The organism is Bradyrhizobium sp. 141 (assembly GCF_023074055.1).
Taxonomy (GTDB): Bacteria; Pseudomonadota; Alphaproteobacteria; order Rhizobiales; family Xanthobacteraceae; genus Bradyrhizobium.
Genome location: NZ_JADPKR010000071.1, coordinates 23,996 through 42,029 on the forward strand (window position 1 = coordinate 23,996; position 18,034 = coordinate 42,029).

At 60.8% G+C, this 18,034-nt stretch carries 18 protein-coding genes and 2 pseudogenes; 9 read left to right on the plus strand and 11 right to left on the minus strand.

From position 1 onward, the window contains the following. Window positions 1–298: 298 nt before the first annotated feature. From IVA81_RS19710 to IVA81_RS19730, 5 genes are all read left to right on the plus strand, one after another. Window positions 299–1,822 (plus strand): GMC family oxidoreductase, encoded by a 1,524-nt coding sequence (locus IVA81_RS19710; RefSeq protein ID WP_247321059.1) that lies wholly within the window; start codon window positions 299–301, stop codon window positions 1,820–1,822. Beyond that, window positions 1,815–2,906 carry an NAD(P)-dependent oxidoreductase gene (locus tag IVA81_RS19715; RefSeq protein ID WP_247321061.1) on the plus strand — a complete coding sequence of 364 codons (1,092 nt, stop codon included), beginning with the start codon at window positions 1,815–1,817 and terminating at the stop codon, window positions 2,904–2,906. The genes IVA81_RS19710 and IVA81_RS19715 overlap by 8 nt, the downstream gene beginning before the upstream one ends. A gap of 277 nt (window positions 2,907–3,183) precedes the next feature. Then, the gene (locus IVA81_RS19720; RefSeq protein ID WP_148745815.1) at window positions 3,184–3,636 is read left to right on the plus strand and encodes a transposase; all 453 of its coding nucleotides are present in this window, start codon (window positions 3,184–3,186) and stop codon (window positions 3,634–3,636) included. After that, window positions 3,633–3,983 carry an IS66 family insertion sequence element accessory protein TnpB gene (gene tnpB / locus IVA81_RS19725; RefSeq protein ID WP_247321063.1) on the plus strand — a complete coding sequence of 117 codons (351 nt, stop codon included), beginning with the start codon at window positions 3,633–3,635 and terminating at the stop codon, window positions 3,981–3,983. The genes IVA81_RS19720 and tnpB overlap by 4 nt, the downstream gene beginning before the upstream one ends. Before the next feature lie 216 nt (window positions 3,984–4,199). Further along, window positions 4,200–5,666: an IS66 family transposase gene (locus IVA81_RS19730; RefSeq protein WP_346659407.1), complete on the plus strand. Its 1,467-nt coding sequence runs from the start codon at window positions 4,200–4,202 to the stop codon at window positions 5,664–5,666. On the opposite strand, the gene IVA81_RS19735 is transcribed toward IVA81_RS19730, so the two are convergent. From IVA81_RS19735 to IVA81_RS19765, 7 genes are all read right to left on the minus strand, one after another. Beyond that, window positions 5,667–6,104, minus strand: coding sequence for a hypothetical protein (locus tag IVA81_RS19735; protein ID WP_247321067.1), 438 nt, complete (start codon window positions 6,102–6,104; stop codon window positions 5,667–5,669). Window positions 6,105–7,478: 1,374 nt separating this feature from the next. After that, on the minus strand, window positions 7,479–8,132 hold the full coding sequence (locus IVA81_RS19740) for a transposase (protein ID WP_247321069.1): 654 nt from the start codon (window positions 8,130–8,132) through the stop codon (window positions 7,479–7,481). Between the two features lie 11 nt (window positions 8,133–8,143). Next, window positions 8,144–8,347: a hypothetical protein gene (locus IVA81_RS19745; RefSeq protein WP_247321071.1), complete on the minus strand. Its 204-nt coding sequence runs from the start codon at window positions 8,345–8,347 to the stop codon at window positions 8,144–8,146. After that, window positions 8,344–9,228, minus strand: coding sequence for a recombinase family protein (locus tag IVA81_RS19750; RefSeq protein WP_247321073.1), 885 nt, complete (start codon window positions 9,226–9,228; stop codon window positions 8,344–8,346). The genes IVA81_RS19745 and IVA81_RS19750 overlap by 4 nt, the downstream gene beginning before the upstream one ends. Then, window positions 9,221–9,406: a hypothetical protein gene (locus tag IVA81_RS19755; RefSeq protein WP_247321075.1), complete on the minus strand. Its 186-nt coding sequence runs from the start codon at window positions 9,404–9,406 to the stop codon at window positions 9,221–9,223. The genes IVA81_RS19750 and IVA81_RS19755 overlap by 8 nt, the downstream gene beginning before the upstream one ends. A gap of 282 nt (window positions 9,407–9,688) precedes the next feature. Next, window positions 9,689–11,548 carry a recombinase family protein gene (locus tag IVA81_RS19760; RefSeq protein WP_247321077.1) on the minus strand — a complete coding sequence of 620 codons (1,860 nt, stop codon included), beginning with the start codon at window positions 11,546–11,548 and terminating at the stop codon, window positions 9,689–9,691. 140 nt (window positions 11,549–11,688) lie between these two features. Further along, window positions 11,689–11,943 (minus strand): ribbon-helix-helix protein, CopG family, encoded by a 255-nt coding sequence (locus tag IVA81_RS19765; protein WP_247321079.1) that lies wholly within the window; start codon window positions 11,941–11,943, stop codon window positions 11,689–11,691. Between the two features lie 301 nt (window positions 11,944–12,244). Between IVA81_RS19765 and IVA81_RS40690 the strand changes: the two genes are divergently transcribed. Further along, a complete protein-coding gene (locus IVA81_RS40690) occupies window positions 12,245–12,697 on the plus strand; it encodes a hypothetical protein (protein WP_346659406.1) in 453 nt (150 codons plus the stop codon). On the opposite strand, the gene IVA81_RS19775 is transcribed toward IVA81_RS40690, so the two are convergent. Then, window positions 12,684–14,453, minus strand: a complete 1,770-nt coding sequence (locus IVA81_RS19775; RefSeq protein WP_247321080.1) for a hypothetical protein — start codon at window positions 14,451–14,453, stop codon at window positions 12,684–12,686. The genes IVA81_RS40690 and IVA81_RS19775 overlap by 14 nt on opposite strands. Before the next feature lie 269 nt (window positions 14,454–14,722). Between IVA81_RS19775 and IVA81_RS40695 the strand changes: the two are divergent. After that, a pseudogene (locus IVA81_RS40695) lies at window positions 14,723–15,239 on the plus strand (transposase); the annotation flags it as partial. 240 nt (window positions 15,240–15,479) lie between these two features. Here the strand turns inward: IVA81_RS40695 and IVA81_RS19785 are convergent. From IVA81_RS19785 to IVA81_RS19795, 3 genes and pseudogenes are all read right to left on the minus strand, one after another. Then, the gene (locus IVA81_RS19785) at window positions 15,480–15,878 is read right to left on the minus strand and encodes a hypothetical protein (protein ID WP_247321081.1); all 399 of its coding nucleotides are present in this window, start codon (window positions 15,876–15,878) and stop codon (window positions 15,480–15,482) included. A gap of 90 nt (window positions 15,879–15,968) precedes the next feature. After that, window positions 15,969–16,448 (minus strand): DUF4365 domain-containing protein, encoded by a 480-nt coding sequence (locus IVA81_RS19790; protein WP_247321082.1) that lies wholly within the window; start codon window positions 16,446–16,448, stop codon window positions 15,969–15,971. A gap of 202 nt (window positions 16,449–16,650) precedes the next feature. Next, window positions 16,651–16,839: pseudogene (locus tag IVA81_RS19795) on the minus strand (ATP-binding protein); the annotation flags it as partial. Between the two features lie 315 nt (window positions 16,840–17,154). On the opposite strand from IVA81_RS19795, the gene IVA81_RS19800 reads away from it, so the two are divergent. Both IVA81_RS19800 and IVA81_RS19805 read left to right on the plus strand, forming a co-directional pair. Beyond that, window positions 17,155–17,355, plus strand: coding sequence for a hypothetical protein (locus tag IVA81_RS19800; protein WP_247321083.1), 201 nt, complete (start codon window positions 17,155–17,157; stop codon window positions 17,353–17,355). A gap of 89 nt (window positions 17,356–17,444) precedes the next feature. After that, complete coding sequence (locus IVA81_RS19805; protein WP_247321084.1) at window positions 17,445–17,969, plus strand: recombinase family protein; 525 nt, start codon at window positions 17,445–17,447, stop codon at window positions 17,967–17,969. Window positions 17,970–18,034 lie beyond the last annotated feature (65 nt).

Here is an 18,034-nt window from a genome sequence, read left to right on the forward strand (position 1 = left end):
TCGTAGGAAGCGTCACCCGAGCCATTGCAGACGCCCCGTTTCATATTCGTTTGGCGGTTCGAAGCGTTTCGATATTGCTGAGCCCTTGCATCTTCTTGATTTCATGCCGCGCGGGCGGTCCATTGGCAAGCGCATTACGCGCAGACAGGCTTTATACTCTTCTGCAGAGATGGCCCGGTCCCATCACGTCCGTCATGCGCCTTTATCGATCGATGACGCTGCTCGCATTCTGTGAGCAGACGCCCGTGGCGGCAAAGCTGTTGTCCGCACGGACTACACAGAACCAAAAGGCTTGAACATGAAAAGCAGTTTTCGTTCGAGCCACGAACTGCAACTGGAGGCGGATGCGGTGATTATCGGCTCCGGCGCAGGCGGCGCCAGCGTGGCAGACGTGCTGACAGCTGCCGGCTTATCTATAGTTATGCTTGAAGAAGGCAAGCATATTCCCTCATCATCGGCTTCGCCTAGAGCAAGCGAGGCATTTTCGGCGGCCTGGCGCGGCGGGGGAATAACCGCCGCGATTGGCCGGCCCCCCGTTACCTATGCTGAAGGCCGATGCGTCGGGGGCGGGACAGAAATCAACACCGCTATTACCCAGCGAGTCGATAGCGATCTCATTGATCAATGGCGCAAGCTCAATAAGATCGAGAATTTTAGCCCGGATGAACTGGCGCCATATTACGACCGCGCGGAGACGGCGGTAAGTGCAAGCCTGACCCCCGGTCCGCTCGGACGTCCGACTGACATTCTGCGGCAAGGAGGCGAAGCGCTGGGCTGGAAAGTGACGGAGCTGAAACGGGCACAACGTGGCTGCAAGGGGGCCAACCGATGTTCCTATGTATGCCCGAACGGCGCCAAGCAGTCCATGGCGGTGACCCTTCTGCCAAAGGCGGTTGACGGCGGCATGCGGCTGCTGGCGCAAACGCGGGTGGACAACATACGAATTGAAAAACGCCGTGTCACGGAGGTGCGTGCCCAGTCACGCGATGCGGGCGGACAAGCCGTGACAGTGCTTGTAAAAGCCGGCATGGTGTTTGTTTGCGCAGGTGCAATACACACCCCCGCGCTTTTGCGCTGCTCCGGCCCGCGTAAACGCATTGGCGATACACTGCGCCTTCACCCGACGGTAAAGGCAACGGCGCTGTTTAACGACCCTGTCGATGCACATCAGTCGCGGCCTCCTCTGACGGCAATTACCGAATTTATGCCGGAACAACGCATTGGTGGATCGATATTCACGCCCGGGGTATTTGGCCTCTCGCTTGCGGAAGATTGGACAAATCGCAGTGATCTGATGCGGGACTGGCGTTTTTGCGGCTCGTATTACGGCATGATACGGCCCCGCGGGGTAGGCTCAGTGAGATCGCTTCCCGGCTTCAGCGAGCCGCTCGTTAGTTTCAAGCTCGCCCCTGAGGACTGGATTGCTCTAAGCCAGGTTCTCACCCGTCTTGGCCAAGCCATGTTTGCGGCCGGCGCCCGCAAGGTGTTCCCTAGCATATCCGGCCATGAAGGGTGGACGAGCCCTGATCAGGTACATGAGTTCTGGAACAAGCCTCTGCCCAAAAGGGCAACGAATCTGATGACCGTACACCTGTTTTCGAGTTGCCCGCCAGGTGAGCATCAGGATGCCTGCGCCGTCGACAGTTACGGACGAGTGCGTGGCCTCGAAAACCTCTTTGTAGCCGATGGCAGCCTGATTCCGGAAGCGCCAGGCGTCAATCCCCAAATGACCATCATGGCCTTAGCCTTCCGCGTCGCGGAAGCAGCACTCCATCATTCCGCACAAGAGCGCGCCCGGTCGGCCGCAAGAGACAGTGATTAAGGCGGTTATTATTGTGCAACAGGTAATCCCGGTAACCCTGAACGTCCCCCTCGTGCTTCTGACGGGCGCCACCGGCTGGCTGGGCCGGCGCATCGCGGCGGCGCTGACGAAAGGTTTGCCGGAAGTACGACTGCTCGCAACCGGAGGCTTCCGGGTAAGGGCGCTAGTACTTCCGGGGGAAGACGTGTCGCAGCTGCGTGAACAGCACGTGGAAATCGTGACAGGTGATATCAGGGACATGGAAAGTGTCCGTGCACTCGTGGCCGCCGCCGAGGACGCCATATTGATCCACATGGCGGGGGTCATACATCCCAGATCCGTTGCTCAGTTTGAAGCGATCAATACGCAGGGCACGATCAATCTGCTCACGGCAGCGCAGAAGGTAGGTGTGCGGCGTGCGATTATCCTGTCGTCGAACTCGGCGATCGGCTGCAACCCACATCCGGATCACAGATCCACAGAGGAAAGCCCCTATAACCCGTATATGGGATACGGCCGCTCCAAGATGCTGATGGAAAAAGCGCTGCGTGCGGAGATTGCCGCTGGCAGCCCTACAGAAATTGTCATCATCCGTGCGCCCTGGTTTTACGGACCGAACCAGCCGTCAAGGCAAACGCTTTTTTTCAAGATGGTCAAAGACGGCAAGTTTCCGATCGTTGGATCTGGACGGAACCGCCGATCCATGGGCTACACCGATAATCTGGCGCAGGGCATCCTGCTCGCCGCAGCTCACAAAAATGCGGCGGGCGAGATTTTCTGGCTTGCGGACGAAACGTCCTACACCATGAACGAAATTGTCGAGACGGTCGGCAAGGTTCTGCGTGAAGATTTCGGCATGACGGTCAAACCCAACAAACTCCGTCTGCCGAGCATTGCAGCCGAGGTAGCAACTGTGCTCGATGCAACTCTTCAGCATGCCGGCATCTATCACCAGAAAATCCATCTCCTGTCTGAAATGAACAAGACAATTGCCTGCGATATCACGAAGGCCCGAAAAGTGCTCGGGTATGCGCCCAAGATCGCCTTGCGAGAAGGCATGCGCCTTTCGGTCGACTCCTGCCTGAAGAACAGGCAGACGATTTAACGTTTCTTGCTAGGTGTCTGGTCCCGGGGTGTGGGGGAATCAGCCAAACTACCCGTTCATTCTGGGCTATGGGATGCCCGAAACTGATTCCCCGGAATTTATGCAGTGTGATTCAAGGCCTTTCGACCTGTCTGGGAGGGAGGGCATGCGATGTCTTTGGGCGATGTTCGGGTTGCTGAGCGGGCTGATTGGCTGTGAGCGTCATGCAGGGACCGCGCGCTAAGGGCTGATCTGATCGGCTAGAAGATCTCGCGGAATGGTTTGTCGCGAGGTCACAATGTCGAAGGATAGTCGTAAGGATAGCGATAAGGATAGGCATACGCCTATCCTCGAACACGGCGCCGACACGCTGCGGCGTGTCGAAATCATCACCGGGACGGGCCGGCGTCGGCGCTGGTCGACCGATGCGAAGGCGGCGATTGTCGCGGAGAGTTTCGCGCCGGGTGCAAGCGTGTCCGCGGTGGCACGAGGACACGACATCAGCCCAAGCCTGTTGTTTCTGTGGCGTCGTCAGACCACGCGGGTGAAGCTCGCGGAGCGCCGGGACGGAGATGTGCCACCTGGCTTTGTGCCGGTCGCGATCACTGGCTGCGGCGGCGAATTGTCGTCGCGCGAAGAGCAGGCAGCAATTGAGATCCAAGTCGGCGCGGTTCGCATCCGTGTCAGGGGGACGGTCGACCGGCGGGCGCTGTGCGAGGTGCTTGCGGCAGTCGGGACGGTTGGCCGATGATCGGGCTCCGACCTGGGTTGTCGATCTGGATCGCGACGCAGCCGATCGATTTCCGTCGGGGGATGGACTCACTGGCGATGCTGGTGAGCGAGGCGTTTGGGGCCAATCCGTACGACGGCGGACTTTATGTCTTCCGGTCCAAGCGCCGAGATCGCGTGAAGATCCTGACCTGGGACGGAAGCGGCCTTGTCCTTTACTACAAAAGAATCGAGGGGCAGTTCACCTGGGCGCCGATCAAGGAAGGCGTTATGCCGCTATCTCATGCTCAACTCTCGGTGCTGCTCGATGGCTCAGACTGGAAGCGTGTGCCGATGCGGGTTGTGGATCAGCCAGCGCGAGCTGGTTGATCCGTATCAAGAGTAGCTCGTCACTCATGCGGAGTTGTTGTAAAATCACTCTGCATGAGTGATTTGCCTTCCGATCCAGCATTGCTCCGACACACCGTGATGGCGCTGTCGTCACGGCTTGCGGCGTTGTCGGCGGAATGCAGCACGCTTTCGGCCGAGCGTGATGCGGCGATCGCCCAACGCGACGCTGCGGTTCAGGAGAACGACAAGCTCCTGATGATCCTGTCCCAGTTCAAGCGCACGATCTTCGGTCCCCGCTCCGAGACACTGGATCCCGGACAGCTGCCTCTCTTCACCATCACGGCACAGGCGGCTCGTGCCGCGGCCAACGACGACGTAACCGGAGGCAGGCTGCCTGATGGAGCGGAGGGCCGTGGAAAGCGACCGGCGCGACGCAACCGGGGGAAGCTTCCGGAGCATTTGCCGCGCATCGATGTCGTAATCGATGTCGAGAGCCACATCTGCCCTTGCTGCGGCGAGCGGCTGCACAAGATCGGGGAGACCGTCAAGGAAGCCTTCGACGTCGTTCCGATGCAGTACCGGGTCAAGCGCATTGTGCGTCCGCGGTATGGCTGCTGGGGATGCCGCCAGGGTGTGATGCAGGCACCTGCGCCGGCCCAGGCGATCGATGGCGGGATGGTGACGGAAGCCTTGCTGGCCCACATCGCGGTGATGAAATACGGCTACCAGTTGCCGCTGTATCGGCAGGAACAGATGTTCGCCGCGCAAGGCATCACGCTCGATCGGCAGACGCTGGCCTCGTGGATGGGCCGCGCCGCCTGGTGGCTGAAGCCGCTTCACACGCTGTTGCGCGACACAATGATGTCCTACCCGCGGCTGTTTGCCGACGAGACGCCGCTGCCAGTTCTCGATCCCGGCCGTGGCAGGACCAAAGTCTGCCAGTTCTGGGCGATCGCCACCGATGACCGTCCGTGGGGCGGCCCGGCACCGCCGGCGGTAGTCTACATGTTTGCTGAGGATCGCAAGGCGATCCGCGCCAAGCAGCTGTTCGGGGACTACCACGGCATCCTGCAGGTCGACGGCTATGCCGCCTACAAGGGCCTGATCAAGAACGGCGGCCATCTGGTGCAGTTGGCGTTCTGCTTCGCGCATGCGGGGCGGAAGTTCTGGGACGTTCACGTGGCGACGAAGTCGCCGATTGCTGCGGAAGCGCTGCAACGGATCGCGATGTTCTACGCCATCGAGGATCGCATCCGCGGTCTGCCGGCGGCGCATCGGGCTGCAGTGCGGCAGACCGACACCAGGCCGTTGATCGAGGACTTCAAACCCTGGCTCGAGGCGCGGCTACTGGAAGTCTCGAAGAAATCCGGCCTTGGCAAGGCGATCCGCTACACCCTCAACCATTGGGAAGGCCTGACGCGCTTCATCGATGATGGGCGCATCGAGATCGACAGCAATACGGTCGAACGCAGCATCAAGCCGATAGGCCTGGGAAAGAAGAATTACTTGTTCGCCGGCAGTGAGGGCGGCGCCGAAACCTGGGCCACCCTCGCATCGCTCATCAACACGGCAAAGCTGCACGACATCGACCCGCGGCACTATCTGACCGATGTTCTCGAGCGCATCGTCTCCGGACGTACAAAGATCAATCAGCTGCACATGCTGTTGCCGTGGAATTGGAAGGCCGAGCGCGATAGTTCGCAGGCAAAGCTCGCCGCCTGATCAGTTCGACGGCAGCGCATCTGGAACTTCCTGCGCATCGCTGGCGTCGTCGTAGATCTCTTCGCGGATCACGCGCAGCGTCACCTCGTACAGATACACTTGCAGCGCACCCTCCAGCTCGGTGAACTCCGGCAGCAGGACTCGATCGACGAAGCCCCGTGACGCACGGACCATCACCGTGTTGCGTCGCTGCCGGCGATAACGAAACGGCCGCAGCCCATATCGGCGGCAAAGCGCCAGAAAAAGGTGCCGAGACCACTGGTCGGGAAGTGAGAATTGCTGTTCGATCGGTGGATCGTGGCGAGCGAGTTCCTCGACCCGGGCCCGCACCCGCTGCAGCGCGGCTTCCGCCGCAAGGCGCTCACCAGCAGTTCCGGCCCCCACGAACAACGCCTCGATCTTCCGAAGCTTCTCGCGCAGCTGCGACTCGCTGTTCATTCTGATCCCGTTGCCCGCTCCGAACCGGGATCACCCCATCACCGCGCCCCGGCGGCGTCAATCATCCCGACCGCGCTATCCAGAGCATTCCGCGCAAGTCAAGCCCGGGCACCGGTGATCCTATCGTGACGCTCACGATTGGCTGATCGAGCGAGTGGCGACGGCGGGCACGTTGGTGCTCCGCAAATTGGGAGAGACCCGAGCTGGTGAGAAGGCCGTGCACGGTCTTTGTCGTCGCCCTACGTCACGGTTGATCGGATTGTGGAGACACTGGATGGGCGGACGGCCCGGCAATGCGCTGGCCGCCGGATTCTGGCAGTCCAGGATACGAGCGAGATCAATTTTGCCGGTCGTGACAAGAAGCGGCGAGGCTTCGGGCCTGGCGGGACAGCAAGACACCAGGCTTCTTCATTCATCCGGTGATTGCCGTCGACATCGAGAGCGAGGCGGTGGTGGGCCTCGTTGATGCGGAGATCTGGACACGCTACAAGCAGCGCGTCACATCGCGCCACAGCGCACCATTGCAGACGAGGAATCTGCGCGCTGGCTATCTGGTTGCGAGGCCGCTGCCAGCGTTCTGTCGGATGCGGCCGGAGTGACGATGGTGGCCGATCGTGAATGCGATATTTACTTGCTGTTCGCCCGCAAGCCAAAGCTGCTCGATCTATCGTGCGCTCAGGTCAGGATCGATCTTTGGCGGATAGGGGATCGTTGTTCATGGCGCTTGCCGGCGCGCAGCCGTTGGGTATCTGCCAGGCACAGGTAGCGTCGCGCGGACCTGGCGATAAGGACGTGTGGCAACGGTTGAGTTGTACGCCGCAGGCGTGCACATTGCCCGTCCCGTCCGGCAAACATGAAGCGATCCGAGGCCCCCGATCTGGTCGACCTCACCTTAGTGGAAGTACGGGAGGTCGATGCTCCAGCCGGCAAGACACCCCTTTTGTGGCGCTTGCTCACGACCCATACCGTCGCTTGCGCCGAGGAAGCCGAAAATATCGTCAGACCTTCCGCGCGCTCAAGAGCGACGGGTTAGCCCTGGATGATAGCCAGGTTATTGACGAGGAGCGCATGTTCAATCTCGCGGCCATCGCTTTCGCCGGCGCCATCCGTACGATCCAGCTTGTTGACCAGAGACGGCGGCCCTCGTCCAGCCAGCGACGTGATCGATGCATCCTGTCATTCGGCCCTTTAATTGCGGGTTGTTGTCAAGCTGCCATTCTTTCTCTCCAGTGGCACGCCGATAGCGATTGCTCCGTTGAGCTGGTCAGGTTGCGGAGACGGAGCGATCGCGGATGGCGGGACGATCGCCTAGTGACATTGCATATTCGATGTCGTTGGCGCCTTTGCGTAGTTGGATTGATGTCGTAGCTGGGGTCATGGTCCTTTCCGAGGTCGCGAGCGCCTCATGATGATGTCCGGATCGAGCGCCTCAACGTTTGCAGCGGAGTGCGGACGAACCGCCACCAGCCGATTGACCGAGGTCGCCACGACCACCGTCCCCGCGGGACATCGCCAGTCCAGCGGAGCCGGACCAGGAGCTTGAAAAATAGGACTATGCGCCATCGCCTGCCCCCACTGGAACGAGGTGCCGTCGACCCAGATGCAGTGCAGGATTACGGCGATCTTCCGGGCAATGGCTACCTTTGCCTTCTTCATGCCAATCCGCTTTGCGAGCTTGATGCCCCAGGCCTTGAGGCAAGACCATTTCTTTGTTCGGTACAGCAGAACGGTTGCGGCCTCGAACAGGGAAGTTCGTAGAAGTCGATCGCCCCAACGGGATATCTTGCCATTGGTGTCAGTTTCGCCAGATTGGTTACGTCGCGGCGTAAGCCCCAGATAGGCGCCAACTGTCGAGGCCGATCGGAAGCGCGAGGGATCATCGATTGTATGGCGGAAAGTTAGGGCAGTCACAACACCAACACCCGGGACCGTCATCAGACGGCGCGTCGTCTCGTCCTGTTTTGCCAACCGGCGGACTTGGTCATCGAACTTATTCTGTTGCTGACAGACGTTCTCATGGATCGACAAGAGCGGCGCTATCAGCTCAGGAGCTGATGATCATCGCCCAAGAGCTCGTGCACCTGGTGGCGGAACTGCAAGCCAATTGCGCAAGGGAACAACAATCCATATTCCTTGATCAGGCTGCGAACCTGATTCTCGATATCCCGGCGAATGGTCACGAGACGAAATCGCGCAACGAGTATCGCACGAATCTTCTGGCTTTCTTCGCTCTTGACCTTCACCTCCCGGTACCAACCGACCGCAGTTCGGCGAGGCCTCGCGCGTCGTTTTGGTCACTCTTGTTCATGCGAACCGACAAGGCTGCGTGCGCGTGCCGAGCGTCGATATAGGCGTAAGCGCCAGCATAGACGGGATTTGTGAGCACGTGGTGGATAGCAGTGTAGCTGGCCTCGACCCAGCGGATCTCTGCGCCCTGGTGCATCTGCAGAGGGAATGTGAGCCCCTCCGAGCGGAACCAGAGCCAGACGCGGCGTACCGAGCCTGTCTCGGCGAAACGGGCGAAGACGTTGCGGATGGCAGTGACAACGGCCTCGTCGGGGTGGAAGCGGGTCTCGCCATCGGCTTCGCCCCAGACAAAGCCGACCGGCAATCCTCGGCGGAGCTCACCACGTGCTGCCTTGTTGCGAATGCCGCCGTTGAGGCGGGCCCGCAGCACATGCAGCTCGGCTTCGCTCATGGTGCCCTTGAGCCCGAGCAGGAGACGATCATTGAAGAGGGCTGGATGATAGATGCCGTCGGCGTCGCCAATCAGCGTGTCGGTGAGGCCGCCGAGGTCGATGAGGCGGTGCCAGTCGGCATTGTTGCGCGCCAGGCGCGAGACCTCGAGTCCGAGCACGAGGCCGACGTGGGCGAGCGCGACTGCGGCGGTGAGGCGGGCGAAGCCCGATCTCGCGACAAAACCGGAGCCGGAAACCCCGAGGTCCTCGTCGATGACGATGATGCGGTCGTCGGGCCAGCCGAGCTCGCGGGCTTTGGCGGCAAGCGCATACTGCCGATCGGTCGACTCGCGATTGTTCTCGACCTGGGCGGCGCTCGACTGGCGCAGGTAGACGATGGCCTGACGGGACAGATGGCTGGCCGTGATCTTGGCGCGCTCATTCATCGCTGGCCTCCCTCGTCGACCCGGTCGAGAGCGTGCGGGCGATGAGACGTGCGAAGATATCGAGCGCCGCGAGGCGCGAGGCTTCGTCGAGTTGCTCCCACGCCGTCGCTGACGGGACCGCTGGAAAGGGATTCGGTGGAAGCTTGGATTGGTCGAGAAAGGTTAGGTTCAGTTGCATGGCGGCTCTCCTGCGCCGACTCGACGTGTCGGCCGTAGAGAGCGTCGATCACCTTGCGCATATGGAGCAAATCGCCAAGGCTGCCGAGGTCGTGGACACCACCAGCATCGTCCGCCGGCGTTCGGCTTGCCTGCTCGGCGTTCCAATCGGTCCAGTCGGCCGGAATCAGCGAGCGGCTACCGTCCGGCAAGACCACGAGAACGAAGAGGACGCCGCGCCGCCGGATGCTGCTGATCACGGCCAGCGACTGGCCTTCGAAGGCGTGGCGCTCGCGGGTGATGGTCAGCGAATCTGGAATATCACGGTGATGGGTAGTCTGTGGCCGCTTCCTTCGACTCGGTCGACCACGAGTGGCTGTTGCGAATAGTGGCGCACAGGATCGCCGATCCCATCTTGCGGCTCATAGAGCTGTGGCTGCGGGCTGACATTCTGGAGAGCGGCGAGAAGCAAGAAACGGACAAGGGTACCCCGCAAGGGGCGGGCATGGCTCCCTGAACGCAAAAGATAACTTTGCGGTGGAGGAGCGGTCACGGAACTATCGGCGACGCCGGGCGCCTTTCCACCCGGAGGGGTGAATGGGAGGGGGATTGAGTGCCGGATGACGATCTTGTCGTCGCCAACGAGGACTTCCTTCACGAGAAGGCGCAGCACGCGTTGGCGTTCGATTATATCGAGCGCGCCGACGGACGAGCGCAGGCGGTCGAGGAAGCTCGTCACGAATTCGGCGAGACGCAGACGAACTTCCCGTTCCTTCGATTGGTCTTCGATCGCTTGCAGCTCCAACAGGCAAGCCTGTTCGCGGCTGCGCAAATCGGGCATGCGACCGCGCAGCTCTTCAAGTGAGAGAAGGTTCTCCTGATAGGCCGTGAGGAGACGCTCGATGCTTTTCCGGGCGCGCGCAAGATCGCGGCGAAGCGTTTCCTCCCGGCGCTGTGTGGGATCGGCGTTGCGCGCCGCCTTGAGTCGGCGCTCAAGTTCGTCTTCGATGAGGTGTCGGTCTTCAAGTAACCGCGCGATCTCTTTCCATACCACCTCGTCCAGCAAATCCTGGCGCATCGGGCGATTGTCGCAGACCGGCCCGCCGAGCCGGCGCCAGCCATCCGAGCCCAAGCAGCGGTAGTAATGGATGGTTCGAGCGCTCGACCTGGTGGAGGTGCGATAGAGCCCATAGCCGCATTTGGCACAGCTCAACAATCCTTGCAGGGCGCTCGGCGTGATCGTGCGTCGCGGGGCATGCTTCTTGTTGGCTTCCAAAAGCTCGTTCGCCAATGCGAAGGTCTCTTCGCTGATGATGGTCGGCACAGGGATTTCGATCCACTCTGTGCGAGGAAGTTCATGATTGGCGCTGTTGCGAGGCGCGACGCCGCCGCGCAATCGCAACGGCCGCGTCACACGCATGCGCGGCGCGATCCGCGTCTTGCCAAAGCAGGCCATTCCTTTATACGCGGGATTGCGCAGCATCGCCCAAACCGTCGAGCGCTCCCAGCGGCCGGTTTCTTTGGCTGTCGGAATCTGGCGCTCATTGAGCAGGCGCGTGATAGCGCCGATGCTGTGGTTTTTTGCGGTGTAAAGCTCGTAGACCCAGCGCACGACACCGGCCTGTCGCTCGTCGATCTCATAATAGGCGGCAGAGTGATCGGTCTTGCGCTTGTAGCGATAGCCAAACGGAGCGCCAGAAAGCACACTCACTTGGCCTTGAAGGGCGCGATGTCGCTTCCCTCGCCGCGACCGCTCCAGGATTTGCGCGCGTTCATATTCGGCGATCATACCCTGAAACTGCAGCAGCAGTTCGTCTTCCGGCGTCGCCGCCCGTCTCGAGCGAATGAACAAGACCTCGACGCCGGCGCGCGCGAACTCTTCGATAAGAAGGATTTGATGCGCATAGCGCCGGCTCAGCCGATCGGGAGCGTAGACGAGCACGGCTTGGATCCGCCCTTCTGCGGCGAGATCGCGCAGTCGTTCAAGCCCAGGGCGCAACAAGCTCGCGCCGCTATAGCCGTCGTCTTCGATCACCCATTCCGCCGGCACGTCGCAGTTCTGCTCGCGCGCGAAAGCGATCAGCGCGCTCGTCTGACTGGCGATCGTGTTCTCCTCCTTCTGCTTGTCCGACGACACTCTGGCGTAAATCGCGGCGGTTTTCATCTTCGCCTCCCGTCACATCGGCGCCAGCACGCGTGAAGCGCACCTGATCTGGAACGAGAATTTCGTAAACCTGTTCAAGTTTGGCGGCGACGAGACGATCGAACGCAAATTCGAGTCGAACGTCGCGCTTTTTTCGCCGCTCAGCCATCTTCGCGGACAGACGCGAGATAAGCGGCCACCGCTCGGCGCATCACCTCGCTTGCCGAAAGCCTGGAAGCCGCCGCATGCGCCTGGAGTTTTTGGGCGAGATCGCCAGGCATTTTCAGGGAGAGCGTCACAGACGGCGGCGGCGCGGAAAGGAGCGGCTCCTTCCTTTTGGCCACTTCGAGATAGCGATAGGCTTGCCGCAGCGACAAGCCGCTTTCGCGCGACAGCGCCAAGGCCGCCTCCGCCATGCCGATTTTCTTCGCGAGCAAGCGTCGCGCCGCCCTCAGCCGTTCGGCTTTCTGCGCTTGCGTCGATCGAATCATATGACATAATGGTATTACCTTTTGCGTCTCAAATCAACAACGGCTCCATCGCGCCAGCCGGTGATGACGCGTTCAAAGCGGAAGTTATCTTTTGCGTTCAGGGAGCCAACAGCCCGCTCCTCGCCAACATCTTCCTGCACTACGTCCTCGATCTCTGGACCCACCAATGGCGCCGTCGCCACGCAGGCCGTCGCATAGTGACGTGCGCTATGCGGATGACCTCCTCATGGGTTTTGAGAGCAAGGCGGATGCGCAGGAAATGCTTTTGGCCCTCAGGGCGCGGCTGGCCAGCTTCGGTCTGACGCTCCATAAGGACAAGACGCGGCTGATCGAGTTTGGCCGGTTCGCGGCCCTCTCGCGTCAGCGGCGCGGCAAGGGGCGGCCCGAGACCTTCGCCTTCCTCGGCTTCACCCACTACTGCGGGCGGACCCGAGATGGCCGGTTCATCGTGAAGCACAAGACCGAAGGGAAACGCCTGACGCAAGCTGACGGCGTTGCGGCAGGGGCTTGGCGGCTCATGCACGCGCCACTTGCCAAGCAGCACGAGTGGTTCGCCGCTGTGCTGCGTGGACACTACGGCTACTACGGCAGTCGGCACAATTATCCAGCGCCCGGAGGCAGGGGTTCAAGCCCACCGCGAGGGATCTCCGTCTTCACCATTGGGTTCATTTCTGGCTAAGCGGCCGTCGTCGCCTTGCTTCACGACAAGTTTGCTCCGCCAAGGCGGCTGGGCGTACGGGCTTCAAGAGAAACTGCCTGGCAGCATTCGGATTTTCATCGTCAAAGACAGGGGGATCGAATGTAGCGGCGGCGACGTAGTCTGCCTGCCCAGCTCCAAAGGAGGCCATGACGCTGGCTTGATCAAGACGATAAGGGCCCTCCGGCTCGATCAGTAGCCACGCTTTGGCCAGGTCGGCGCAGTTCTCAAGCCCCAGCGTTTCCACCGCGACTGCGTTACTGCCGGGTTGTGACCCGAGCAGCCATGGTAGACCGAGCGCTCGCGTCTCAAGCACGTACAGCAGGGTCGGCGAGAGGCCCGTGAGATCGACCACCGGAGTGCCGGCTTCAAGGCCGGCCGCACGAGCCTGGGCCCTGGCCGTGGCCAGATAGCCGTGGAAGAGTTGCGAGAGCACCAATTTTCCGCGACCCGGCATGGGCATGATCGCGGTATAAGCGTGCAGATCTTTCACCTGACGGAACGGCTTGAGGATGCTGCCATTGACGAGTGATGCAGTGAGCAACTGTGCCAAGAGCGATAGGGGCAGCAAGGTGGCGGCGACGCTGCATCCCTGTTGCGAGAGAGGGCTCAGGAGAGCAATGACCGCGAGCATCCAGAAAAACCCGGCCATCGCACCGAGGTTCCAGTAGTTGAGATTGGACCCCAGTGCGAACAGGTGGGGCAGGACCAAAAAGGTTAGCGCTAGAGCGATGCTGGTTGGCGTCTGGGCGGTCAAAACCAATCCCTCACGATAGAATATCGCGCCAAGGCACGTGAAGGCCGGCACAAGGAACAGAGTCGACGGCTTGATACTGATCGGATCGGCCCCCAGCAGCGCAATCGCTATTGTTAGGATCAATACCGCAGCGAGAACCAGCGATGAAAGCAACTTGTGCGTAGCGCCCATGAGGATGCTGAGCAGATAGGCTATCGCCACTAACACAGCGATACCGAGTTGCGAGCGACTGGTGGCGAACCAGTCGATCCGAAACATGAGAGAGACCTCATGCCCTGCACCCAGCAAGATTTCCATTTCAGCACTGTTGATCATACGGGTCAGCAGCCCGGTGATGCCGGCGTCGACAAAGTAGGCGGTAGCGATCAGTAGAGCGAGAGCGACCACCGCGGCGCCAAGCATGAGCAGCAGCGACTTTCGACGCAAGACGACGACATAGAGCACAACGACGAGGGCAATGGCCGCAGCGCTGGTCGGCTTGGCCATGAAGCAGCACCAGCCGCCAACGCCGACCAGGATCCAGCCGAAGACCTGGTAGATGCGGGCTGGGCTTTCGGCTAACAGCAAGCCGGTCATCACCATCAAGAGCGATTGAAAGGTCAGTGAGTAGTAGCTGGGGGTGAGCCACCAGCCGAAAAAGTTGCATAAAGCCAAGCTGGCGATCCCCGCCGATAATACCGCCGCCTCCGGCCAGCGCGTAGTCCACAGGCGCCGGATCACAAGGAAGCTGACAATCCAGCCCAGCGACATGGTAAACGTGACGTTCGCCATGCGGAGCACTGCGATGTCGCCACCTGCCCACTGATATGGCCAGTGATAGACGAAGCCGAAAAGGGAAGCCGAGTAATTGATTGCGTAAGGGAATGGGTTCGCGATGAAGTTGAGATAGAAACCTTCGTCAGCGAGATTGAGACCGTAACCGCTGTAGTATAGCAGCGAAGCGAAAAGGTTCCCTGTGGTTACGGCGGACAGAACCAGCAAAGTCCGATCCAGCAAGACTGGCAACGTCCCTCCGTTGGCAAAGTGGCTATCTCTTGGCATAGGCCCCTTCCTACCAGCCTTGTAGATGAGACCCGTTCCAATGGAGACCAGGCTCAAGGAGCATCTAACTGACCTGAGCCCCGCAATCTCCCCCCAAAATTGGTAGAGTCTCTAACCTGAGCGAGATGGACATGATAGACATGAAGCCGAGCCGATTCAGAGCTATGGTCCAAAGTTGGTGACGGCGGGAATCGGAAAGGCGTCATATCGTGGGGGTGCTTGACGCCTCCACTTCTCCACCGAAGGAGCGATACGCCGTGTCCAACGGTAACGTCGTCCATCTGATTCAGCCAGGAATCTTCGACGATCAACTCACAGAAGTCTTGCGCAATGGGGCACGTGCCCTGCTTGCCCAGGCGGTCAAGGCCGAGTTTGGGACTTTCTCGGTCAGCATGGACAGCCAGCAGCGCGTCGCCCGCCAAGGTCACCTGCCGGAGCGCGAGGTGATGACCGGCATCGGTCCGGTCGCCGTCCGCCAGCCGCGTGTACGCGATGGCGAAGCGGACGCCGCCGATCCTGGCCGCATCCGGTTCTCGCCTTCGATCCTGCCGCCCTACATGCGCCGGTCGAAGTCGATCGAGAGGCTGCTGCCGATCCTTTCACCTGAAGGCTATCTCGACCGGCGACTTCTCCGAGCCGCTGCCTGTGCTGCTCGGAAAGGATGCTGCCGGGCTGTCGGCATCCACCGTCGATCGCCTGAAGGATGGCTGGCTCGAACCACACACAGAGGTGTCGCCCGCCGGGCTCTTACCGCCTCTGAAGCGCGCCAAGCTCTATGTCTGCAGCGATGCGGAGATCAATGCGGGATCAAAGGCGGCCTGATCCTGTTGCCTTGCGTTCAATCGACCTCGTATGCGAAATCTAGAATGGCGCAGTCGCCCCGATTTGCCCATTTGCTGAGACCGCGATCCCTCGCACTGGGGTGCAGGTCGCGCCCATTGACCGAGCAATCGTATCCGCCCGTAATCAGCGCCATGACAGGAACACCCGAATGCTTCTTGCGCAACTTACAGAATAGGAAACTCTCCAATCATCGTGCCGCTCAAACATTTCGCCTAGCTTGAGGGCTTTCATGCGCTCGGGAAACTCGTCGTACATGATGCCCAAGGCATTTATTCCGGTTCTCGAATAGCCGTCTCCACGCAGGACGAGCTTGCCAATCTGTTCGAGACTGAACTGTCCACCGTAAGACCGCGCCAACATGTAGAGAAGTTCCGCGAGCGCGTTTCCTTCGAGGGTCGCCCATATTCGATTTCCCAAGGACAGAACTTCGTCCAGGACGAGGTCGATAGGAAAGTACGAGATTTCCTTTTGATAGCGGGACAGGAGTCGGTTGGCGGCTCCGACGAGGTCGTGCGTCTCCAACGCGAATCGGACAAGATCCCGAACGTGCATCGCCCTGGCTACGGATGAATACCACGAGCGATCGACTTCAGTTCCGCATTCCCCGCCTCGTCAAGCGGGGGCGAGCCAGTCCGCGGCAATCGTAGTGAATCCACGCGAACCGTAGATTGAAGGCCGAAGGCGATTGGCCTCGATGCACCCCTGGAGCCAGCAGAACCAACTCTCGCCCGTAACCGCCTGGACCAGCACAAGAACCACGGGAACCCTGCATTCACACGCGTATTTCAGGAATTCATTCTTCAACCGAACTGGCCTTTTGGCAGCGGCACCTTCGAAGCTCTTGATCTCGCACTTCAGAAAGTCCGCGGTCGGGTCGGGATCGGACAACTCGGCCTCCATGTCGATGCCGACATCCTCCTCCTGATTTCTGACGATCCAACTGCCGAGCCGCTCGAACCGCGCTGCCGCGACCCGATGTCCTAAGGATCCAATGCGTTGTGAGGGCGTTCGCCGTGGCATGTCCGAAACTCGATTGGGGATTTTGAAGTGCAGCACGTTGCCTCGGTTAGCGAGCGCTTTGAACGCAAGCAACGAAGCCCTCGACGCAAGCCTTAGGGCGAGGAGAAAATCCTAAGGTTCACGCCTACCGACTGGCAGCCGAATACGTTGAGATGACCAGGTGATAGAACTGCAATACGTGAGCCTTGGGGGGCGACGATTGGAATTCGCGCTCGAGAGCAGACTTGGAGAGCATGCCCCCCGCGCAAACGAGCCAGATCTCACGCTCTGCACCGGGTCCCCAGTCATCAAGGATGAGCAGGTTGACGCGCTCAAGGGCTGCGATCAGGCGCGCCAGACGGCCTTCGCCACGCGCCTGCGCGAGATCTGCGAACAGGCGGGGTGCCCGCTTGTAGAGGACGGAAAAGCCGTCGCGGCAGGCCTTGTTGCCGAGCGCACAGGCAAGCCAGGACTTGCCTGTGCCGGTCGAGACAGCGTCACAATGCCGGGTGTCCGAAGTTCGAGGTTTTGATCCTCTATCCGTTCCATCCTCGGGCCGGGCAGATGGTGCAGGTCGAGCACCGCAAGCGCTTCGCCGGCGAGGACCATCTGGTCGTGGTGCAGCCCGACGGGACACTCGCCCTGATCCCAGCCTGGATGAGCGAGGATATTGCCCGCTCTGCAACGCTCACAGCAAGCCCTCGGTTGGCTGTCGAAAGGCTCGTCGAGCTGCGGTCGCGAATCGATGTGCTTATCGCCTCTCGAGGCGGGGCATGGCCCCTGCGTGAAGGAGGGGATCATGCAACCAAGACGCCACTTGCAAGGGAGCCTGTTCGAGGAGGATCGCCAGACGCCGGCGATTCCGGCGTCGCAGAGAAGCACTCTCGTCCGCCTGATCGAGGGGCTGCTGGTCGAGGCCCTCGCCGACAGCGCCAATATCGAGAGGGGCACGCCAACGGCAGAGACGAGGGAGGCCGCTCATGAGCAAGGTCACGCCTGAGCACCTCGCCCGCAGGCCGTCGTCTACATCCGTCAGTCGACGCCTGATCAGATAGCCCACAACCTGGAAAGTAAGGCCGTCAGTACAATTTGCCGGAGCGCGCGCGACAGCTGGGCTGGAGCGATGTTGCCGTCATCGATGACGATCTCGGCCGCTCCGGCGGTGGCGTCGCGCGGCCCGGCTTCGAGAAGCTGCTGGCCGCCATCTGTGAGGTGCGCGTCGGGGTCGTGGTCTCGATCGAGGCGTCGCGGCTCGCACGCAACGGTCGCGACTGGCACACGCTGCTCGAGTTCTGCGGTCTCGTCGGCACACTGATCGCCGACGAGGACGGCGTCTACGATCCACGACAGCCCAACGATCGCCTACTGCTCGGCATGAAGGGTACCATGAGCGAGATGGAGTTGTCGGTACTGCGCCAGCGCTCGCTCGAAGCGCTGAAGCAGAAGGCGCGCCGGGGCGAGCTGTTCATGACGGTTGCCGTCGGCTACGTGCGGGTCGGCCACAATCGTATCGAGAAGGACCCGGATCGGCGCGTCGGCGAGGCGATTGCGCTCGTCTTCGCCAAGTTCACCGAGATGCATGAAGTGGACCCCGGAAATAGGACCAAACGTTAAGGTGTGAAGCGTCCTGCTCTGTTTGAACCGACGGAGCACGGATATGACGAAATCACGCAAGAAGT

Coding starts and splice junctions, on each gene's coding strand:
- IVA81_RS19710 (WP_247321059.1), top strand. CDS start 299: ATGAAAAGCAGTTTTCGTTCGAGCCACGAACTGCAACTGGAGGCGGAT.
- IVA81_RS19720 (WP_148745815.1), top strand. CDS start 3,184: ATGTCGAAGGATAGTCGTAAGGATAGCGATAAGGATAGGCATACGCCT.
- tnpB (WP_247321063.1), top strand. CDS start 3,633: ATGATCGGGCTCCGACCTGGGTTGTCGATCTGGATCGCGACGCAGCCG.
- IVA81_RS19730 (WP_346659407.1), top strand. CDS start 4,200: ATGATCCTGTCCCAGTTCAAGCGCACGATCTTCGGTCCCCGCTCCGAG.
- IVA81_RS19735 (WP_247321067.1), bottom strand. CDS start 6,104: ATGAACAGCGAGTCGCAGCTGCGCGAGAAGCTTCGGAAGATCGAGGCG.
- IVA81_RS19750 (WP_247321073.1), bottom strand. CDS start 9,228: ATGAATGAGCGCGCCAAGATCACGGCCAGCCATCTGTCCCGTCAGGCC.
- IVA81_RS19755 (WP_247321075.1), bottom strand. CDS start 9,406: ATGCAACTGAACCTAACCTTTCTCGACCAATCCAAGCTTCCACCGAAT.
- IVA81_RS19760 (WP_247321077.1), bottom strand. CDS start 11,548: ATGAAAACCGCCGCGATTTACGCCAGAGTGTCGTCGGACAAGCAGAAG.
- IVA81_RS19765 (WP_247321079.1), bottom strand. CDS start 11,943: ATGGCGGAGGCGGCCTTGGCGCTGTCGCGCGAAAGCGGCTTGTCGCTG.
- IVA81_RS40690 (WP_346659406.1), top strand. CDS start 12,245: ATGGGTTTTGAGAGCAAGGCGGATGCGCAGGAAATGCTTTTGGCCCTC.
- IVA81_RS19800 (WP_247321083.1), top strand. CDS start 17,155: ATGCAACCAAGACGCCACTTGCAAGGGAGCCTGTTCGAGGAGGATCGC.